22 protein-coding genes are annotated in these 19,015 nt (G+C 29.3%); 21 read left to right on the forward strand and 1 reads right to left on the reverse strand.

Annotated elements, in window-relative coordinates; genetic code table 11:
* Positions 1-5: 5 nt before the first annotated feature.
* Both AC07E4_RS13835 and AC07E4_RS13840 read left to right on the forward strand, forming a co-directional pair.
* Positions 6-971, forward strand: coding sequence for a tRNA dihydrouridine synthase (locus tag AC07E4_RS13835; protein WP_478216707.1), 966 nt, complete (start codon positions 6-8; stop codon positions 969-971).
* A 102-nt stretch (positions 972-1,073) separates the two neighbouring features.
* Complete coding sequence (locus AC07E4_RS13840; protein WP_040329061.1) at positions 1,074-1,442, forward strand: hypothetical protein; 369 nt, start codon at positions 1,074-1,076, stop codon at positions 1,440-1,442.
* 60 nt (positions 1,443-1,502) lie between these two features.
* On the opposite strand, the gene AC07E4_RS13845 is transcribed toward AC07E4_RS13840, so the two are convergent.
* A complete protein-coding gene (locus tag AC07E4_RS13845) occupies positions 1,503-2,048 on the reverse strand; it encodes a DUF6143 family protein (protein WP_478216708.1) in 546 nt (181 codons plus the stop codon).
* A 575-nt stretch (positions 2,049-2,623) separates the two neighbouring features.
* Here AC07E4_RS13845 and AC07E4_RS13850 point away from each other — a divergent pair.
* The 19 genes from AC07E4_RS13850 (at position 2,624) to AC07E4_RS13940 (ending at position 19,002) form a co-directional block, all read left to right on the forward strand.
* Positions 2,624-3,556, forward strand: coding sequence for a LysR family transcriptional regulator (locus AC07E4_RS13850; protein WP_081771006.1), 933 nt, complete (start codon positions 2,624-2,626; stop codon positions 3,554-3,556).
* Between the two features lie 270 nt (positions 3,557-3,826).
* On the forward strand, positions 3,827-4,267 hold the full coding sequence (locus AC07E4_RS13855) for a hypothetical protein (RefSeq protein WP_040329058.1): 441 nt from the start codon (positions 3,827-3,829) through the stop codon (positions 4,265-4,267).
* Between the two features lie 185 nt (positions 4,268-4,452).
* Positions 4,453-5,595: a 1-propanol dehydrogenase PduQ gene (locus AC07E4_RS13860; protein ID WP_040329057.1), complete on the forward strand. Its 1,143-nt coding sequence runs from the start codon at positions 4,453-4,455 to the stop codon at positions 5,593-5,595.
* A gap of 258 nt (positions 5,596-5,853) precedes the next feature.
* On the forward strand, positions 5,854-6,684 hold the full coding sequence (locus AC07E4_RS13865) for a MerR family transcriptional regulator (protein WP_040329056.1): 831 nt from the start codon (positions 5,854-5,856) through the stop codon (positions 6,682-6,684).
* A gap of 476 nt (positions 6,685-7,160) precedes the next feature.
* On the forward strand, positions 7,161-8,252 hold the full coding sequence (locus tag AC07E4_RS13870; RefSeq protein ID WP_430830732.1) for a hypothetical protein: 1,092 nt from the start codon (positions 7,161-7,163) through the stop codon (positions 8,250-8,252).
* A 4-nt stretch (positions 8,253-8,256) separates the two neighbouring features.
* Positions 8,257-8,523, forward strand: coding sequence for a hypothetical protein (locus AC07E4_RS13875; RefSeq protein WP_430830731.1), 267 nt, complete (start codon positions 8,257-8,259; stop codon positions 8,521-8,523).
* A 217-nt stretch (positions 8,524-8,740) separates the two neighbouring features.
* Positions 8,741-9,037, forward strand: a complete 297-nt coding sequence (locus AC07E4_RS13880; RefSeq protein ID WP_040329052.1) for a BMC domain-containing protein — start codon at positions 8,741-8,743, stop codon at positions 9,035-9,037.
* A gap of 25 nt (positions 9,038-9,062) precedes the next feature.
* Positions 9,063-9,371, forward strand: coding sequence for a BMC domain-containing protein (locus tag AC07E4_RS13885; RefSeq protein WP_478216709.1), 309 nt, complete (start codon positions 9,063-9,065; stop codon positions 9,369-9,371).
* Positions 9,372-9,410: 39 nt separating this feature from the next.
* Positions 9,411-10,901 carry an aldehyde dehydrogenase family protein gene (locus AC07E4_RS13890; RefSeq protein WP_051540381.1) on the forward strand — a complete coding sequence of 497 codons (1,491 nt, stop codon included), beginning with the start codon at positions 9,411-9,413 and terminating at the stop codon, positions 10,899-10,901.
* 52 nt (positions 10,902-10,953) lie between these two features.
* On the forward strand, positions 10,954-13,494 hold the full coding sequence (gene cutC / locus AC07E4_RS13895) for a choline trimethylamine-lyase (protein WP_478216710.1): 2,541 nt from the start codon (positions 10,954-10,956) through the stop codon (positions 13,492-13,494).
* A 132-nt stretch (positions 13,495-13,626) separates the two neighbouring features.
* Positions 13,627-14,580 carry a choline TMA-lyase-activating enzyme gene (gene cutD, locus AC07E4_RS13900; RefSeq protein ID WP_040329049.1) on the forward strand — a complete coding sequence of 318 codons (954 nt, stop codon included), beginning with the start codon at positions 13,627-13,629 and terminating at the stop codon, positions 14,578-14,580.
* A 29-nt stretch (positions 14,581-14,609) separates the two neighbouring features.
* Complete coding sequence (locus tag AC07E4_RS13905; RefSeq protein WP_040329048.1) at positions 14,610-14,963, forward strand: BMC domain-containing protein; 354 nt, start codon at positions 14,610-14,612, stop codon at positions 14,961-14,963.
* Positions 14,960-15,406 carry a EutP/PduV family microcompartment system protein gene (locus AC07E4_RS13910; RefSeq protein ID WP_040329047.1) on the forward strand — a complete coding sequence of 149 codons (447 nt, stop codon included), beginning with the start codon at positions 14,960-14,962 and terminating at the stop codon, positions 15,404-15,406. The genes AC07E4_RS13905 and AC07E4_RS13910 overlap by 4 nt, the downstream gene beginning before the upstream one ends.
* A complete protein-coding gene (locus tag AC07E4_RS13915) occupies positions 15,407-16,138 on the forward strand; it encodes an ATP--cob(I)alamin adenosyltransferase (RefSeq protein ID WP_040329046.1) in 732 nt (243 codons plus the stop codon).
* Positions 16,120-16,965 carry an ethanolamine utilization protein EutJ gene (gene eutJ / locus AC07E4_RS13920; RefSeq protein ID WP_040329045.1) on the forward strand — a complete coding sequence of 282 codons (846 nt, stop codon included), beginning with the start codon at positions 16,120-16,122 and terminating at the stop codon, positions 16,963-16,965. Before AC07E4_RS13915 ends, eutJ begins: the two co-directional genes overlap by 19 nt.
* Positions 16,966-16,984: 19 nt before the next feature.
* On the forward strand, positions 16,985-17,281 hold the full coding sequence (locus tag AC07E4_RS13925; RefSeq protein ID WP_040329043.1) for a BMC domain-containing protein: 297 nt from the start codon (positions 16,985-16,987) through the stop codon (positions 17,279-17,281).
* A 1-nt stretch (position 17,282) separates the two neighbouring features.
* Positions 17,283-17,546, forward strand: coding sequence for a EutN/CcmL family microcompartment protein (locus AC07E4_RS13930; RefSeq protein ID WP_040329042.1), 264 nt, complete (start codon positions 17,283-17,285; stop codon positions 17,544-17,546).
* Positions 17,547-17,662: 116 nt separating this feature from the next.
* Positions 17,663-18,325, forward strand: coding sequence for a cupin domain-containing protein (locus AC07E4_RS13935; protein WP_040329040.1), 663 nt, complete (start codon positions 17,663-17,665; stop codon positions 18,323-18,325).
* 20 nt (positions 18,326-18,345) lie between these two features.
* Positions 18,346-19,002 carry a BMC domain-containing protein gene (locus tag AC07E4_RS13940; protein ID WP_040329038.1) on the forward strand — a complete coding sequence of 219 codons (657 nt, stop codon included), beginning with the start codon at positions 18,346-18,348 and terminating at the stop codon, positions 19,000-19,002.
* The last annotated feature ends 13 nt before the right edge of the window (positions 19,003-19,015 follow it).

Genomic DNA, 19,015 nt, shown 5'->3' on the forward strand with positions numbered 1-19,015 from the left:
ATCAAATGAAATATTATTTAGCACCAATGGAAGGAATTACAGGATACATATATAGAAATGCATATGAGAAGTTTTTTCATAATATAGATAAATACTTTACGCCATTTATAGTTCCTAACACTAGTAAAAGTCTTAAAACTAAAGAGTTAAGAGATATTTTACCGGAAAATAACAATAAAATGAATATAGTGCCACAAATACTTACTAATGATTCAGAGGGATTTATTGTTACTTGTAAGAAATTAAAGGAACTTGGGTATGAGGAAGTCAATTTAAATTTAGGTTGTCCAGCAGGAACTGTTGTTTCAAAGAATAGAGGTTCGGGATTTTTAGCAAAAAGGGATGAGCTTGATAGATTTTTAGATGAAATCTTTAAAATAAATGACGTAAGAATTTCTGTAAAGACTAGAATAGGAAAAGACAGTCCAGAAGAGTTTTATGAACTTATAAAAATTTATAATAAATATGAAATGGAAGAATTAATTATTCATCCTAGAACAAGAGAAGATTTTTATGGAAATACACCTAATTTAGAAGTGTTTAAAGATGCGTTAGAACTAAGTAAAAATACAATTTGTTATAATGGCGATATTTTTACAACAGATAGTTATAATAAAATAATAAAAGAATTTCCGAATTTAAATAAAGTTATGATTGGAAGAGGACTACTTGCCAATCCAGGATTAATAAATGAAATAGAAAATAAGAATACTATAGATAAAAAAGTAATAAGAGACTTTCATGATGAGGTTCTAAATAATTATTTAGAATTATATAAAGATGAAAAAAATACTATGTTTAAAATGAAAGAATTATGGGGTTATATGATTTACATATTTTCTGACAATAAGAAATATGCTAAGAAAATAAAAAAATCACAAAAAATAAATGATTATAAAGCTGCTGTATCTAGCTTGTTTTTAGAACAAGAAATCATAAAAGGTGCAGGGTTATTTAGTGAAAATTTTTAAATATAAAGTAAAGAACAAAAAAATATTTATGAATATTTATAAAAAAAGGGAACAAGATATGAGTATCATAGTACTCTAGTCAAAATATTAGGAGAAAAATTAATGAGTAAACTTAGAACATTTATACAAAATAGAAAAGTGTTATCTTGTGGTTTTATATTTGCAATATTATCATTTGTAGGAAATGCTTTATCTATACTTATAATGAATAATGCACACATATACGATATAATACATGCAATTCCAACAGTTATAATATATGAGCCAATTGTAAATAAGATGGGAGGATATGTATCTTCAGAGTTTTTATTTGTTCCATTGGCAGTATTTATAGATTTTATAATAGGAATAGTATTAGGTTTTATATTAAAGAAAACTACAAAAACGGAAAAAAGCTACTTAGTATCAGCAACAATTTTATTTTTAGTTTATTGGATAGTAATAACTTATCAATGGTTACCAATAATATAAGTTTTCATTAAGAAAACCACGATTAAAAAATCGTGGTTTTTTATTTTTAAATATTAATTTTTAGCAACAATAAGGTGATGGAGTACATAACATTTCTTCCCACCATCCAAAAGCAACTATAGTACTGTTTAATTGAATTGGTAATAAACCGCCTAAATAAATTAAGATTGATTGTCCAGGAGGAAGAATTATTTGACTTCCATCAACAACTAATGTTGAATAAGGTGGAACTATTCTACTAAATATAGATACGCCAAATTTAGGTTTTGAAACACCTAAACCTAGATATCTAATTTCACCTTCTGGATTTGTAGTAGAATAATCTAAATTAGCTGCACTAATTGAATCACTAATCATACTTCTTTTTAAATTTGTTTTAACATAAAATTCAGCAGAGATATTAAGAGCTGAAATATTTGTTATAGTCATAGCATTAACATAAATAGTTACATTTGAATCTATTGGATTTACTAAGCCTGCTAATGCATGTCCATTTCTACCGATTAATATTGGTGTTTCACCAATAAAATAATTTCCTTGTTTTGATTGATACAATGGATATGGTATGGATACTTCCTTATGAATATTTTTATCATTACATGACATTACAATCACCTACATAAAAAATTTAAGGAAAATAATTATCCCTATACAACATTATATTTAAATCATATATGATGTGGTACAAGTATTGCAAAAATATGAAAACTAAAATTATCAATTAAAATATTAATAAATTGAAATTTAAGTTTACATGAAAAAATATGTTATTTATCTTTCTTCTGTAAAAAAGGTATTCTAATTTGGAATTGAAATATGTATTTAAATGTTTTATTTTCCATGTGTAATATATTGAGTAAATATAAAACAATGAAGTGGATAAGCTGAAAAATAAGAATATATTAGTATAATTACATGAGGATTTATAAATAAAATACATTAGTGATAACAATTTGGAATACATACAATATAAGGATAATACACATTTTAATCTATAATATGCTATATTATTTGTGAAACTACAAATTAAAAGAAAGTTGTAAATAATTATTTTTATTAATATTAAATTTATTATAACAAATAATAATTTGCAAATACTATTATTAGAGACACTTCCCAATTAAGAAGTGTTTTTATTATGATATTATATTTAATTAAGAGTTTGAATATCATAAAGGAGAATGAATGAGGATAAGATTATGGATATAAAACAATTACAATATTTTGTAGTTAGTGTTGATATGGGCAGTTTTCATGCAGCAGCAGAAACACTAATTACTACACAACCAAATGTTAGTAAAGTAATAAAGTCTTTAGAAGAAGAATTAAATATGAAATTACTCAATCGTAATCGAACGGGAGTAACTATAACTAAAGAGGGCGAAAAAATATATAGATATGCACTTGAAGTATTAAAAAATATGAAGTTAATTAAAGGATTAAAGAAAGAAAAATATGTAGAAAAATTATCTATTGGAAGTGTACCAAGCAATAAATTATCTACTTTTTTAGCTGAATTTTATAATAATAATTTAGATAAAAACATTGAAATGGATTTTTGTGAATGCAGTGTTGAAGAAATTATAAAAAAAGTTCATAGAAGAGATGTAGAATTAGGTGTTGTACATATATCTAAACGTAACATGTCAGCCTTTATGCATAATATAAAATCAAAGGGAATGGAATATACTGAGTTACGAAAAGTATCATTATGTCTATTTTTAGGCAAGAATAGTATTATATCTAAAAATGAAATAATAAGTCAGCAGTCAATAAAAGATACTAAATTAATTCAACATTATGAAGATAAATATTCTTTATTCGATCATTTGGGACATTTAAAAGAAGATGCATTTTATATTGGAGAAAACACATCCATATCATATACAAATAGTGATAGCTTTTTAATACAATTACTAAAAAATACAGATTTTTGTTCAATAGGTACAAGTTTAGCAAAAGACAAATATGAATATTGTGGAATACAAGTGATACCTATAACAGAATGTGAGGAAAAAGTTTCATTTGGCTATATTAAGCGTTCTAGAGATGAATTATCAGATATAGGTAATAAATTTATAATATATTTGAAAACTAAAGTGTTAGAAAAATGAAATTATTAATACTGATATATAAGATTATACTTATAAGCCTTGTAGGAAATACATTTCTTACAAGGCTTTATAATATTTTAAAATAATAATGCAGATTTTAAATTCTTGTTTGAAAGAAGAATATTGATATTTTAAATTAAAAATTTTAAATAATATATTAAAATATTAGTATTTAATAAATTATTTAAGTTATTTTACTTGATTAAATTGCAAGTATATTGAAAATAAAACCAATTAAGTTATAGTAGTATAAGGGGGATGATGACAATTATGAGATATAAGGAAATTATGAAGAAAGTTATGGTATTTATTTTAATTTTTGTTTTATTCAATATATGTATTTATAATAGTTCAAAATTAAAAAGGTATAGAGAACATTCAAAAAGGATCGTGAGTGCAGAGTTAAGTTCCTTTGCAATGCATTGTATTGATGCAAAAGATGAGAGAGATTATTGTAGATTATCAAATAATATATCAAATGCTATGATGGAACTTAATAGGCTTCAAGAGGGAAAGCACATTTCTGATTGTGAATATAAAAATAATTTATATTATTTATTAAGAGCAATAAATGATAAGTTTACATATGATATAAATCAGTGCGAAGGAGTATTTAATAATGAGGAAATGTCAAATTTGATGAGAAGACTTTCAAATGATTTTGAAGATAGTGAAGCAATAAAAGAAGTTTGGAAAGCAATAAGTATTTAGAAAAATTAATTTATTATGCAAACTATAATATTGTATTATGAAAATAATGTTGATATAATTAAATGAATAAACTTATTTTAAAAGTTTATTTGATTGTTATAATTGTGGTGAATTTTTATACTTCGGGTTAAGAATAACTAATTTCATTCATATCTAAAATGTTTTCAAGATAGGAGAAGATAGATATGAAAGAATTTAATATTGCCACAAGTGTTTATTTCGGAGAAGGGTCTTTAAATAGACTAAGTGAAATTAAAAATAAAAGAGTATTAATTGTATGTGATAAATTTATGGAAACTTCAGGAGCAGCTGCAAAGATACAAGATAAACTTGTTAATTGTGAAGTTGCTATATATAGTGATATTGTTCCTGATCCTTCTGTAGAAGTTGTTGCAGCTGGTATTCAAGTTTTAAAAAAATGTAATGCAGAAGTTATGATAGCACTTGGTGGTGGATCATCAATTGATGGAGCTAAAGCTATAAGAGAATATGCAAAAAGAGTTAATGGTGGTATTTCAACGATAGAGGAATTTTATGCAATACCAACTACTAGTGGTACAGGCTCAGAAGTTACAGAGTATGCAGTAGTTACTAATAAGCAAGAAGGATTAAAGTATGCATTAACAGATAAATCACTTCTACCAGACTATGCAATATTAGATCCTGAACTTGTAAAAACTGTACCTAAAGCAATAACAGCAGATACAGGAATGGATGTAATTACACATGCATTAGAAGCATTTGTTTCTACAGGTGCTACAGATTTTTCAGATGCACTTGCAGAAAAAGCTTTAACTTTAGCTTTTAGATTTTTACCACAGGCATATGCAGATGGAAGTGATGTAGTAGCAAGAGAAAAGTTACATAATGCATCATGTCTTGCAGGAATGGCATTTAATGCTGCTGGACTTGGAATTACACATAGTTTAGCTCATGCAGTAGGTGGAAAGTTACATATTCCACACGGAAGAAGTAATGCAATAATACTTCCACATGTAATTGAATATAATGCAAATTTAAGTAAGGATTCTTTTAATGGAGAATATAGTTTAGCTGCAAAAAAATATCAAAGAGTTGCAAAATTATTAAATTTACATTCACCAAATGTACATATTGGGGTTAATAATTTAATTAAAAGTGTAGTATCGCTTCAAGAAGAACTTATGATTCCAAAAACATTAAAGGAACAAGGTAGTGATATTGAACTTGCTAAAGCATCTAGAGAAGAGATTATTAATGCTGCATTAAAAGATGTTTGTACAACAGTAAATCCAAGAGAATCAACAAGGGAAGATTTAGTAGAAATTTTTAATAAAATTTTAGAGTAGTTATAAATTTTCTACATTAATTATAAACTTTTTTATGAATAATAATACTGATTTTAGGTTTAAATATATAAATAATATTATAATGAAGACTTCACATCGCATAATTATGCAATGTGAAGTCTTTTGTTTTATATATTATAAATTTTAAATTTGCTAAAAAATTAATAAAATTTATAAAAATATCACAAAAGTGCATCAAAATAATTTAAAATATAAATTAAGTATAAATTTAAAATTTATAAAAAAGGGGGAATTAGGATGAGAGATGAATTCTATTCAATAGGAAAAGTTGGAGAAATTTGCAAAATAACAACGAAAGCATTGAGGTATTATGACAAAATGGGAATATTATCGCCAGATAAAATAGCTCATGAAAGTGGTTACAGATATTATAGTAAGGAAAATTTATTAACTGTACCAATGATAAAGTATTATAAGCAAAGTGGATTTAAACTTGAAGAGATGAAGGAGTTCCTAAATGGTACAACCTATGACTTTTTTGATAAAAGATTTAGAAATAAGATAGATGAACTAAGTGAAATGGAGAAAGAAATAAATTTAAAGAAAAGATCACTTAAAGATTGGCATAATTTAATAGCAGAAGCACAAATGATACTTGAGAATAATGCTTGTGATGTGTCGGTAAAATATGTTGAGAATAAGATATTAACATTTTTAGAACAAGATTTTAATTATGATTATATGGATTCTATAATTAACTTAGAATTTAGTAATTATATAGATAATATGAAAAATGCAGTTACAGGACCTGTAATGATATGTTTTCCATCGGTAGAGGAAAAAATAGCAGGAAGGTGTAAAAAAGTTAGGATAATGCAAGAAACTATTTTAAAATCTAGTGAAGAGGTTAGTATGGAATTTGGTGGATGGATGGCAGTTTCATGCTACCATATAGGCTCACATGAAACAATTGATGAAACTTATAATAAGATTAAAGAATGGGCAAATAGCCATAATTATATATGTTCAGATGAATGTTATGAAAGATATGTAACTGATTATTGGACAACAAAAAATAAAGAGAGATTTGTAACAGAAATTTTAATTAAAATAAAAAGAAAAAAATAAAAGGTTATTAAAAAAAAGATTACCCTAAGGGGAAAAGTACAGAATGTTAATAGAGAATATTGTGAGAAAATTGAATAATATTTGAATGGAAAATGGATATATATGTTATTCAATAAAAAAAATAAGCATATGTTTAGAAAAACTCCAAGGAAAAGTTGAATTTTTGAAAAAGGTTGATATAACTTGCATTAAGAATAGTCGGAAATTAAAAAAAATATATGAATTTTAATTATTTAAAATTTTTATTTAATATTTTTTTTCAAGATATATTGACCTTCCCCCAAAGGGCAAGGAATATAATTTAAGTAAAGAATAAAAGGTTTACAGATATGAAGTGAAAAGTTATTCGAAAGTTTAAAAATAAAATGCCCGAAATTATAACAATCCTAAACGATATTTAAAAAAATATAATATTTGAAAAGGTTTATATTTTATTAAACATATAATTTTATCGTATTGAAAGGAGTTTTTATTTTATGTGTGAAGTTTCAAGAGCAGTAAATTCAGAAGCAGTTGCTGCAAAAAAGAAATTAACTAGTAGTTTTTTCAAAAAAGGTATATCTCTAGCATTATTTTCAGGACTTGCTTATGGATTATACACAGCTTTTCTAACAATGGGTATGACAAAAGGTGTTTGGGGTGATTGGTATGGTGCCAACACAGCAGGTTTATCAGCATTTGTTGTAGCATATTTACTTGCAGCGTTAGGAAATGCAATAAACGATACTTGTAGTGCTATTTGGGCACTTGGATATGCAGGTGTAAAAGGAAAGTTTAAAGATTTCCTAAGATGTGTTAATACAAAACCAGGACACATTATGATAGTAGCAGCACTTATTGGAGGACCAATAGCTGGAACTGCATATGTTATAGCACTTCAAATGGCTGGATCAATAGTTGTTCCAATATCAGCACTTTGTCCTGCAATAGCAGCAATATTAGGTAAAATTTTATACAAACAAGAAGTAAGTAAGCGTATGACAGTAGGTATTATAATATGTGTATTTGCAAGTTTTTTAATTGGTAGTACAGGATTTGCTGGTGGAGTATCAAAAAATACAGTAATCGGTATTTTAATAGCTATAGTAGCAGCACTTGGATGGGGATTTGAAGGTTGCGTAGCTGGATATGGTTCAGCAATGATTGACCCAGAAATCGGTATTTGTATACGTCAAGTGACATCAGGAATAGCAAACTTATTTATATTAGTTCCAATTATCGGAGTTATGGCTGGTGGAGTAAATATTTCAGTTGATTTAGCTGTACAAGCATTTACTAGTGCACCTGCAATGATTTGGTTCGCTTTAAGTGGTTTATTATCATTCATGACATTTATGGCATGGTATGCTGGAAATAGTATGTGTGGAGCAAGTCTTGGAACTGCATGTAATGGAACATATTCTTTCTTTGGACCATTATTCTGCTTATTAGTATTAGGAGTATATGGTGGAATGGATGGATGGTCATTACCTTCAGTTGCTTGGATTGGAGCAGTAATAATGATGTTTGGTATTCTTACAATATCTATGAATCCACTTGATTTATTTAGAAAGAAAGAGGAGGTTTAAATAGATGAAACCACTGAATTATGCAATTTTAAAGCACTTTACTAAAGTTAAAGAATCATGTGCAGAAGATGTTATAGAAGCATTAAAGGGAGAGTATGGTAGCTTTAAAGCTTTAAATAAAAAAGCAGTTATTAATGCATTAATGACAGCAGAAGCAAATGGTCTTATTGAAGAAACAAAATTTGATTTAGATAGTAATAAAGAATTAAGAGTTTATTACCATGCTAATCAAGATGGAATAGATACAATAAATAAATATATTAGAGATTAAAATAGATATTTATATAAAAAGATAAATTAACAATGGAGTTAAAAAGATTTCTATATAAATATGTAATGCGTATACAATATTTGTAAAATTATGAATTATCGCAATAAATTTAAATTTACAATAAAAATAATTTTAAATATCATAAAGTCACAATAAAAACATAAATCACTTACTTTTTAAAAGTATTATGAATAAAACTAAAATGGAGGAGTCATTTATGAGATATTACGGAAATGAGGCATTAGGGCTTGTAGAGACAATAGGATTAGTTCCAGCACTTCATGCGGCAGATCAAATGTTAAAAGCTGCAAATGTTGAGCTAATTTCATATGAAAATGTAGGATCTACACTTGTAACAGTTATGGTAAAAGGGGATGTTGGGGCAGTTAAATCAGCAGTTGAAGCTGGTGCTAGAGCAGCAGCTGAAGTTGGAACATTAACAGCACATAATGTTATGCCACGTCCTATTAGACCAGTTGGAGATATCGTTTCAGTACACGATATTGACCTATAAAAAGTAGAAAGGATTTGATTTACATATGGCGAGATATGAAGCTTTAGGATTAGTTGAAACTTTTGGTTTAGTTTTTGCTCTAGAGGCAGCTGATGCTATGTGCAAGGCATCTAATGTAGAACTTGAAGGATATGCAAATGTTGCATCAGGATATATAACAGTTTTAGTTCGTGGAGATGTTGGAGCATGCAAAGCAGCTGTAGATGCTGGAATTGCAGCTGTTGAAGGAATGGAAGGTGCAAACCTTTATAGTTCAATGGTTATTCCAAGACCACATAAAGACATAGAGAAGATAATAAAACGTTATGAGATAACAACTCTTATACCAGAATAGAAAATATAGAATTTTTCAAGGGGAAGGAGGGTGAGAAAAATGAACATTATTGACAATGACTTACTTTCCATGCAAGAAGCGAGGATTCTTGTTGAAAATGCCAGAGAGGCACAAAAAAAATTGGCAACATTTCCACAGGAAAAGCTTGATGAAATAGTTGAGCGTATGGCTGAAGAAATTGAAAAATATTTAAAAGAACTTGCAAAAATGTCTAGTGATGAGACAGAGTATGGAAATTGTGAAGACAAATATGTAAAGAATCATTTTGTATGTAAGTATCTAAAAAATAGACTTAAGGGTCAAAAATATGTAGGAATTATCAATGAAGATGAAGATAGTAAGACTAAAGATGTTGGGGTTCCAATGGGTGTTATAATAGCCTTTTGTCCAGCAACAAGTCCTGTATCAACTACAATATATAAAGCCCTAATAGCAATTAAATCAGGAAATGCAGTTATATTTTCACCTCATCCAAGAGCTAAAAACACTATATCAAGAACACTTGATATTTTAATTAGAGCAGCAGAAGGGGTTGGACTTCCAGAAGGAGCAATAGCTTATTTACATACAGTAATGACTAGTGGTGCATTAGAACTTATGAATCACAAAGATACAGCTTTAATAATGAATACTGGAGTTCCAGAAATGTTAGAGTCAGCTTATAAATCTAAGAAACCAGTGATTTATGGTGGAAATGGAAATGGACCAGCATTTATAGAACGTACAGCTAATATAGAAGAAGCTGTTAAGTCAATAATCGATAGCAAAAGCTTTGATTATGGTGTTGTATCTGCAGCAGAACAATCTATTGTTGTTGATAGTTTGATTGTATCAGAAGTAAAAGAAGAAATTCAAAGAAATGGTGGATACTTTATGACAAATGAAGAGTCTGAAAAGCTTGGAAACATATTTTTTTACAGAGATGGCAGTCCAGATGCTGAATTAATTGGTAAACCTCCAGTGTTTTTAGCTAATAAAGCTGGATTTAATGTTCCAAAAGACACAAAGGTACTTATTTCAGAACAAAAATTTGTATATAAGGAAAATCCTTATTCAAGAGAAAAACTTTGTCCAGTATTAGCATTTTATATAGAAAATGACTGGATGCATGCTTGTGAAAAATGTATAGAGTTATTACTAAGTGAAAGAAATGGTCATACACTAATTATACATTCACAAGATGAAGAGGTTATTAGACAATTTGCTCTGAAAAAACCAGTAGGAAGAGTACTTGTTAATACTTCGGGAACTTTTGGAAGCATGGGAGCTACTACTAATTTATTTCCGTCAATGACTTTGGGAAGTGGTTCTGCAGGTCAGGGTATGACTTCAGATAATGTATCACCAATGAATTTAATATATGTACGTAAAATTGGATATGGAGTTAGAAATGTTGATGAATTAAAAAAAGAAATCAACAGAAATGATAACAATCCATACCCAGTATTAAATAAACCCAAAACAAATGAAACAAGTAATACAAAATTATTAGAAGAAATATTAAAGAAGATTATATCTGAATTAGAATAAAAAACATATTTTATCTACAAAAAAATAAATTAAAGAATGTGAGGTAATGACAGTGGATATTCGTGAATTCTCAAATAAGTTTATGGAAGCTACTAAAAACATGTCTGATGAGGAACGTGCAAATTTAATGGAGATGTTTAAAAAAGTTTCTAAAGATATAGTTAAGGAAGGACCAGCAACTGCAAATGTTGTATGTGAAAATAATGGTGAAATACCAGATGGAATAACAGAGCGTTTAGTTAAATTAAAAGAGACTTATTTAAAGCAGGTACCATCAATAACAATTCACCGTGCAAGAGCTATAACTAAAATGGTAAAAGAAAATCCTGGAATGCCTAAGGCGATTTTACGTGGTAAATGTTTTAAATATTGTTGTGAAACAGCACCATTAGTAATTCAAGATAACGAACTTATCGTTGGTGCACCAAACGGAAAACCTCGTGCAGGAGCATTTTCTCCTGAGATATCTTGGAGATGGCTAGAAGAAGAAATCGATACAATAGGAACAAGACCACAAGACCCATTCTATTTAGCTGAAGAAGATAAGCAAATATTACGTGAAGAAATATTCCCATATTGGCAAGGAAAATCAGTTGATGAGTATTGTGAAAGCCAATATCGTGAAGCAGGAGTATGGGAACTTTCAGGAGAATCTTTTGTTTCAGATTGTTCATATCACGCATTAAATGGTGGAGGAGACTCTAACCCAGGATATGACGTTATATTAATGAAAAAAGGAATGCTTGACATAATAAAAGAAGCAGAAGAAAAATTAGCAAATCTTAGTTATGAAAAACCAGAAGATATAGAGAAAATCTACTTCTATAAATCATTAATAGATACTGCAGAAGGTGTTATGATATATGCTAAACGTATGTCAGACTATGCTGCTGAATTAGCTGCAAAAGAAACTAACCCTAAGCGTAAAGCTGAACTTTTAAAAATATCTGAAGTAAATGCTAAAGTTCCAGCTCATAGACCAACTACTTTCTGGGAAGCAATCCAAGCAGTTTGGACTATAGAATCATTACTTGTAGTTGAAGAAAACCAAACAGGTATGTCTATAGGACGTGTTGACCAATATATGTATGAATTCTACAAAAATGATATTGAATCAGGTCGTATGAATGATTTTGAGGCATTTGAATTAGCAGGTTGTATGCTTATAAAAATGTCTGAAATGATGTGGTTAACAAGCGAAGCTGCATCTAAATTCTTTGCAGGTTACCAACCATTCGTTAACATGTGCTTAGGTGGTGTTACTAGAGAAGGTCGTGACGCTACAAACGAATTAACATATCTTTTAATGGATGCAGTTCGTCACGTTAAAGTATATCAACCAACTTTAGCATGTCGTATACACAAAGCATCACCACAAAAGTATCTTAAAAAGATAGTTGAAGTTATCCGTGCAGGTATGGGATTCCCAGCATGTCACTTTGATGATGTTCATATAAAAATGATGTTAGCAAAAGGTGTTTCAATAGAAGATGCAAGAGATTATTGCTTAATGGGATGTGTTGAGCCACAAAAATCAGGTAGATTATATCAATGGACTTCTACAGGATATACTCAATGGCCAATATGTATAGAACTTGTTTTAAACAATGGTGTGCCACTATGGTATGGTAAGCAAGTATGCCCTAATATGGGAGATTTAGATCAATTTAAAACATACGAGCAATTTGAAGCTGCTGTTAAAGAGCAAATCAAATTTATAACAAAATGGACAAGTGTTGCTACTGTAATTTCTCAACGTGTTCACAGAGATCTTGCACCAAAACCACTTATGTCTATGATGTATGAAGGTTGTATGGAAAATGGTAAAGGTGTAGAAGCTGGTGGAGCTATGTACAACTTCGGACCAGGAGTAGTATGGAGCGGACTTGCTACTTACACAGATTCTATGGCAGCTATAAAGAAATTAGTATTTGAAGAGAAAAAATATACTTTACAAGAAATGAATGAAGCATTAAAAGCTGACTTTGTTGGATATGAAAAATTAAGAAAAGATTGCTTAGAAGCACCTAAGTACGGTAATGATGATGACTATGCAGATTATATTGCTGCTGACTTAATCAACTTTACAGAAAAAGAACACCGTAAGTATAAAACATTATACTCAGTTCTTAGTCATGGTACTCTATCAATTTCAAACAACACTCCATTCGGACAAATGACTGGAGCAACAGCAAATGGACGTAGAGCATGGATGCCATTATCAGATGGTATAAGTCCATCACAAGGAGCAGACTATAAAGGACCAACATCTATAATAAAATCTGTTTCTAAAATGTCTTGTGAAGATATGAACATAGGTATGGTTCACAACTTTAAATTAATATCTGGACTTCTTGATACAAAAGAAGGAGAGCAAGGAATCATTACTTTATTACGTAGTGCATGTGCTCTTCAATTAGGAGAAGTACAATTTAACTACTTAGATAACCAAACATTAATAGAAGCACAAAAACACCCAGATCAATATCGTGACTTAATTGTACGTGTTGCTGGATATAGTGCATTCTTCGTTGAGTTATGTAAAGATGTTCAAGATGAAATTATAAGTAGAACTATGCTTACACACTTTTAATTAAAGTTAAACCTTAAATTTATATAAATTAAATTTTATGAAGTCTGTAATCTATAGAATGCTATAGATTACAGGGTTCATTAGAGGATATTAATTAAAGATCACGATAAATGGAACTGGAGAATGAATAAAATGAGTAATACAAATTTAGGTGTAATTGAGAGAAAAGCTACAATTTTTAATATACAAAAATACAATATGTATGATGGAGATGGAATAAGAACTTTGATATTCTTCCAAGGATGCCCACTTCGTTGTAAATGGTGTGCAAACCCTGAAGGAATGATGAAAAAACATAGAGTTATGTTTAAAAGCAACTTATGTGTTAACTGTGGAGCATGTGTTTCAGCTTGCCCAGTAGGAATACACACTATCTCTAATGAAACTCTAAAACATGAAGTTAATCGTGATATTGATTGTATCGGATGTGGTAAGTGTAAGGATGCTTGTCTTAAATCTGCTATATCAATAATTGGAGAAGTAAAAACTATATCTGAACTTTTAGAAATTGTAGAAGAAGATAGAACTTTTTATGATATGTCTGGTGGTGGAGTTACATTAGGTGGTGGAGAAGTTTTAATGCAGCCAGAAGCTGCATGTAGTTTATTAATGGCATGCCAGCAAGAAGGTATAAACACTGCAATTGAAACTTGTGGTTATACAAAGCTTGAAACAATACTTAAGGTTGCTGAGTTCACAGATTTATTCTTATTTGATATTAAGCATATTGACTCTGAAAAGCATTTTGAATTAACTGGTGTTAGAAATGAACAAATTTTAGAAAATTTACAAGAACTTCTACGTCTTAAATATAATGTTAAGATTCGTATGCCATTATTAAAGGGTGTAAATGACCGTAAGGAAGACATAGAAAAAGTAATGGAACTTTTAACACCATATAAAGATTATAAGAATTTTAAGGGTGTAAATTTATTACCTTATCATAAAATGGGTGTAAATAAATACAACCAATTAGGAATGGAATATCCAGTTAAAGATGATCCAAGTTTAAAAGATGAGGATTTAGATAAAATCGAAGGATGGATAAAAAACTACGATTTACCAGTAGAAGTAATTCGTCATTAAAATAAATTGAAAATGGAAGGTAAGGATTTATGGAAGATTTGCTTGATAGAAAAATTGAACGTATTATACAGGAATCAGTTCCAGGAAAGCAGATTACCATAGCTCATGTTATTGCATCACCTATGCCTGATATATATGAACGTCTTGGAATAGATGAAAAAGGAGCAATAGGAATTTTAACCCTTTCTCCATTTGAAACAGCCATTATTGCAGCAGATATTGCTACAAAGGTTGCAGATGTAGAAATTGGATTTCTTGATCGTTTTACAGGTTCTGTTGTAATAAATGGAGATGTTCAAAGTGTTGAAACAGCACTAAACACAGTAAATGATACTTTAAGGGATATGCTAGGATTTACGCCAGCTATTATAACAAGAACATGAAGAAAAAGCGCATAATGGTAATTGGTCCTTCAAAATGTGGAAAAACTACATTAGTAAATATATTAAATGATTATGAGGGTCCAGTTAGGATAACACAAGAAATTAAATATGGTAAAAATACTATTGATGTTCCAGGAGCTTATATAGATAATGCATGGATGTATGAACACATAATTGCATTAGCACAAGATGCATCTCATGTGCTTATATTGGTTGATCAGTCTAACTCAACGGAAATATATTCCTATGGATTTGCAAAGTGTTTTAGATGTCCAGTGATTGGAGTTATAACAAAATGTGACTTAGCATCTCAAAACAAAGAAAATTGTATTAGGATGCTAAAAGATATAGGTGTAGAAGAACCATATTTTCATATTAGTTGTGAAATGGGAATAGGGATTGATGCTTTGAAAAAGTATTTATTAGAAAAAGGTGAGGAGTAAATGGCAAAAATAAAATTTATTACCGAAGAATATTTGAGAAATATATATAGAAAAAAGCCTTTTGATACCTACGAATTAGAAGAAGGACAGCGTCTTACACCTGGAGGAGCTCAATATTTATCTGATAAAAGAATAAAAATCACTGGAAATGTTTTAAATGAAAATAAGACAAATTTTAAAGTGAACAAAAATAGTTCAAAGACAGATGAAAACAACTTTGAAGAAAAGAAACCAGAAATAGAAAAAAAAGTTGAGAAGGTAGAATTAGGTTTTAATTTAAATAAGAAACTTTGCTACAAATTAAAATCAATAGAAGCGCTATGTCTTGTTACTAGTAGTGAAGTATTAAAAGAGGATGTTTTTTTAGCACAAAATATTATAGAAATAAGAAAAAAAATATCCAATATCAGAAATGTTGTAAGTGGAAAAGGAATTTTGATGGTACTTAATTGTAGAGAATGTACAGGAATTAATTCTAAAAATTTTACAACAGAAATTGATGATTGTTTTGAAATAACAGAATTTCATATGCAACTTAAAAATAGCAACATAATCTTAAAAATGCACACACTTAGATGTGAGTTACAAGAGTTGCAGTTTGAATTTATAGAGAACTATAAAAATGATGATTTGAAAGATAAGATTTTAGAGAATATGAATGCAATAATTAATTCACTATCTCAATTGATTTGTTCAGCAGTAGGAGGAAAACAATGTCAAAGGAAAGAGTAAACTTCGCACAGTGTGATGAGTTAGTTCAAAAATTTGAAGAAGTTATAAAAAAACCAATAACTAAAAAATCTTCAGTTTATTATACAGGGGTAGATTTAGGAACCGCATGTGTAGTATTAGCAGTTTTAGATGAAAACTATAAACCAGTTGCAGGTGCATATAGATATGCAGATGTAGTTCGTGATGGTATGGTTGTTGATTATATAGGAGCTGTAAATATTGTTAGGGAACTAAAAAAAGAGATTGAAGAAAAGTTAAACACAGAACTTCTTTATGCAGCTGCTGCAATTCCACCAGGAACAGACGCCTTAGATTCTGGTGCTATAAAAAATGTAGTTCAAGCAGCTGGATTTGAACTTACATGTCTATTAGATGAACCTACTGCTGCAAATGCTGTACTAAACATTGAAAATGGTGCAGTTGTAGATATAGGAGGAGGAACAACAGGAATATCAATTTTAAAAGATGGAAAAGTTGTTCATGTTGTTGATGAACCAACAGGCGGTACTCATTTTTCTTTAGTTCTTTCAGGTGCATATAAAATAAGTTTTAAAGAGGCAGATGAATTTAAAAGAGATAATAAAAACCATAATGAAATTTTACCATTACTAAGACCGGTAGTTGAAAAAGTAGCATCAATAATTAATAGCAATATTAATGGATATGATGTTAAAGAAATTTCTTTAGTAGGTGGTACCTGTTGTTTGAAAGGAATTGAAGAAATTATTGAAAAGAAAACGGGAGTATATACACATAAGCCTAAGAATCCTATGTTTGTTACACCACTTGGAATAGCACTAAGTTGTACACAAGATATTATTGAATAATTAAGGATGGTGTTTAAAAGTGGATTTTAGAATTATAAAATCACCTTCAAATGGAGCAAAAGACATTCTTAAAAAAAGAATAGGTGTAAATTGCAAAGTAGATTTAGATAGTATTGATGCAATAGGACTTGTTCAAGGAAAGCTTATTGATATGATTTATGCTATAGATATTGCTGAAAAAGCTGCAGGAGTCACTGTTGAAGATATTAAGGGGACATGTCCTCAGCATATGGTTTTACTTGGCATTTTTGGTGACACATCATCAGTTGAATCTGCAATAAAAGAAATCAAGCAAAGAATGAAAGAGGGAAAATAAGATGATAATGGCAAGGCTTATTGACAATGTATGGGCTACGAGAAAAGCAGAGTCACTTAATGGACTAAAATTTATGCTTGCTGAAGAAATTAGTGGAACGGGTAAAGGACGTAGAATTATTGTTGCTGACATTATGAGTGCAGGTATTGGGGATAGAGTTATAGTAAGTACGGGTTCGGCAGGACGTAAGATGTTAGGAAGTTCAGATATTCCAGTAGACGCAGTTGTAGTTGGAATAATTGATAATGATTGCAGTTTAGAATAATGAAACGAATTAGTGTAAATTTATATTTTAAAATTTCATAACTCTCCAATGATTAAATAAAATTTAAATTTACCATAATTGAAATTACCATAATTAATTTGATGGGATGTGAAAACGTGAAGAAATTAATTTGTGCAAAAGATATTGAAACATTAATAGTAAATGGGAAAAAGGCATTTCTTATAGATGGTAGTGAAATAATTACACCAGCAGCAAAAGAGCTTGCAGTAAATAATCAAATAGTGTTTACTACAGAAGATTTAAAAGAAGAAGTGCAAAGCACAGAAAAAAAAGAAACATCAAACCTAGAAAATATAGATAGCGAAATGTTAATGAAGTTATTTAAGGCTATGATGGAAAAAGGTATTTTACAAGAACTTATAGAATGCTTAAAACCTAAAAATGCTTTATTTGATGCTGAATGTGATGAAAATGGACTTAAGGTTGTCAGAGGAAACACTGTTAAAATGGATGTGTTTGATACTGGAAATAAAGATGCAAGAGTATATTTTCAAGAGTTAGTAAGCAAAGAAGAATCAAAGATGAGTGCTGGATTCTTAATCATTGAAGATTCAAAATTTGAATGGGAATTAACTTATGAAGAAATTGATTATGTCATTGAAGGAACTCTAACTGTTGAAATAAATGGAAAAACATATACAGCACATAAGGGTGATGTATTATTTGTACCATCAGGATCTAAAGTAGTTTGGGGTTCACCGGATAAAGCAAGATTATTCTATGCTACATATCCAGCAAATTGGGCTGATCTTTTATAAAAGGCTAGGAGGATAAATCTATGCAAGCAATTGGGCTAATAGAAACAAGAGGACTAGTTACAGCTATAGAAGCTGCTGATGCAATGACAAAGTCTGCAGATGTAAAAATTATTGAAAAAACTTATGTAGGTGGTGGACTTGTTACTATTGTAATTACAGGGGATGTAGGTGCAGTAAAAGCAGCTATAGAAGCAGGAAGTGCTTCCGTAAAACAAATAAATGAAGAATTCTTGATTTCAGAACATGTAATTCCAAGACCACATGAAGAACTAGAATGTATAGTTGGAAATACAACTAAAAATGAAGTTGAAGAAAATGAAGTAACAATTGAAGAAGAAAATGAAGATAATAATACAAGTATTTTAGAAGATGAAAAAGAATCTGAGGAAGAATTAGATAATGAAGAAATTCTAGAAGAAAATGAAGAGAACTTCAATGATGATTTAAATAAACTACCTAAAAACAATTCACAAGGAATGCATAAACAAGATGTAGATAACTTAGTGAATATGGAAGGGTTAGAAAAAGCTATTTCAACTTTATCTAAATTGAAGGTTGTTAAACTTAGAAATTTAGCTCGTGAATATGAAGATTTTGTAATTAAAGGTAGAACTGTTTCAAAAGCAGATAAAAAACTGCTTATTGCAAAATTTAAAGCATATTATGAGAAAAATTAATAGTTTAAAGTTA

The sequence above is a fragment of the Clostridium amazonense genome (genome assembly GCF_056431285.1).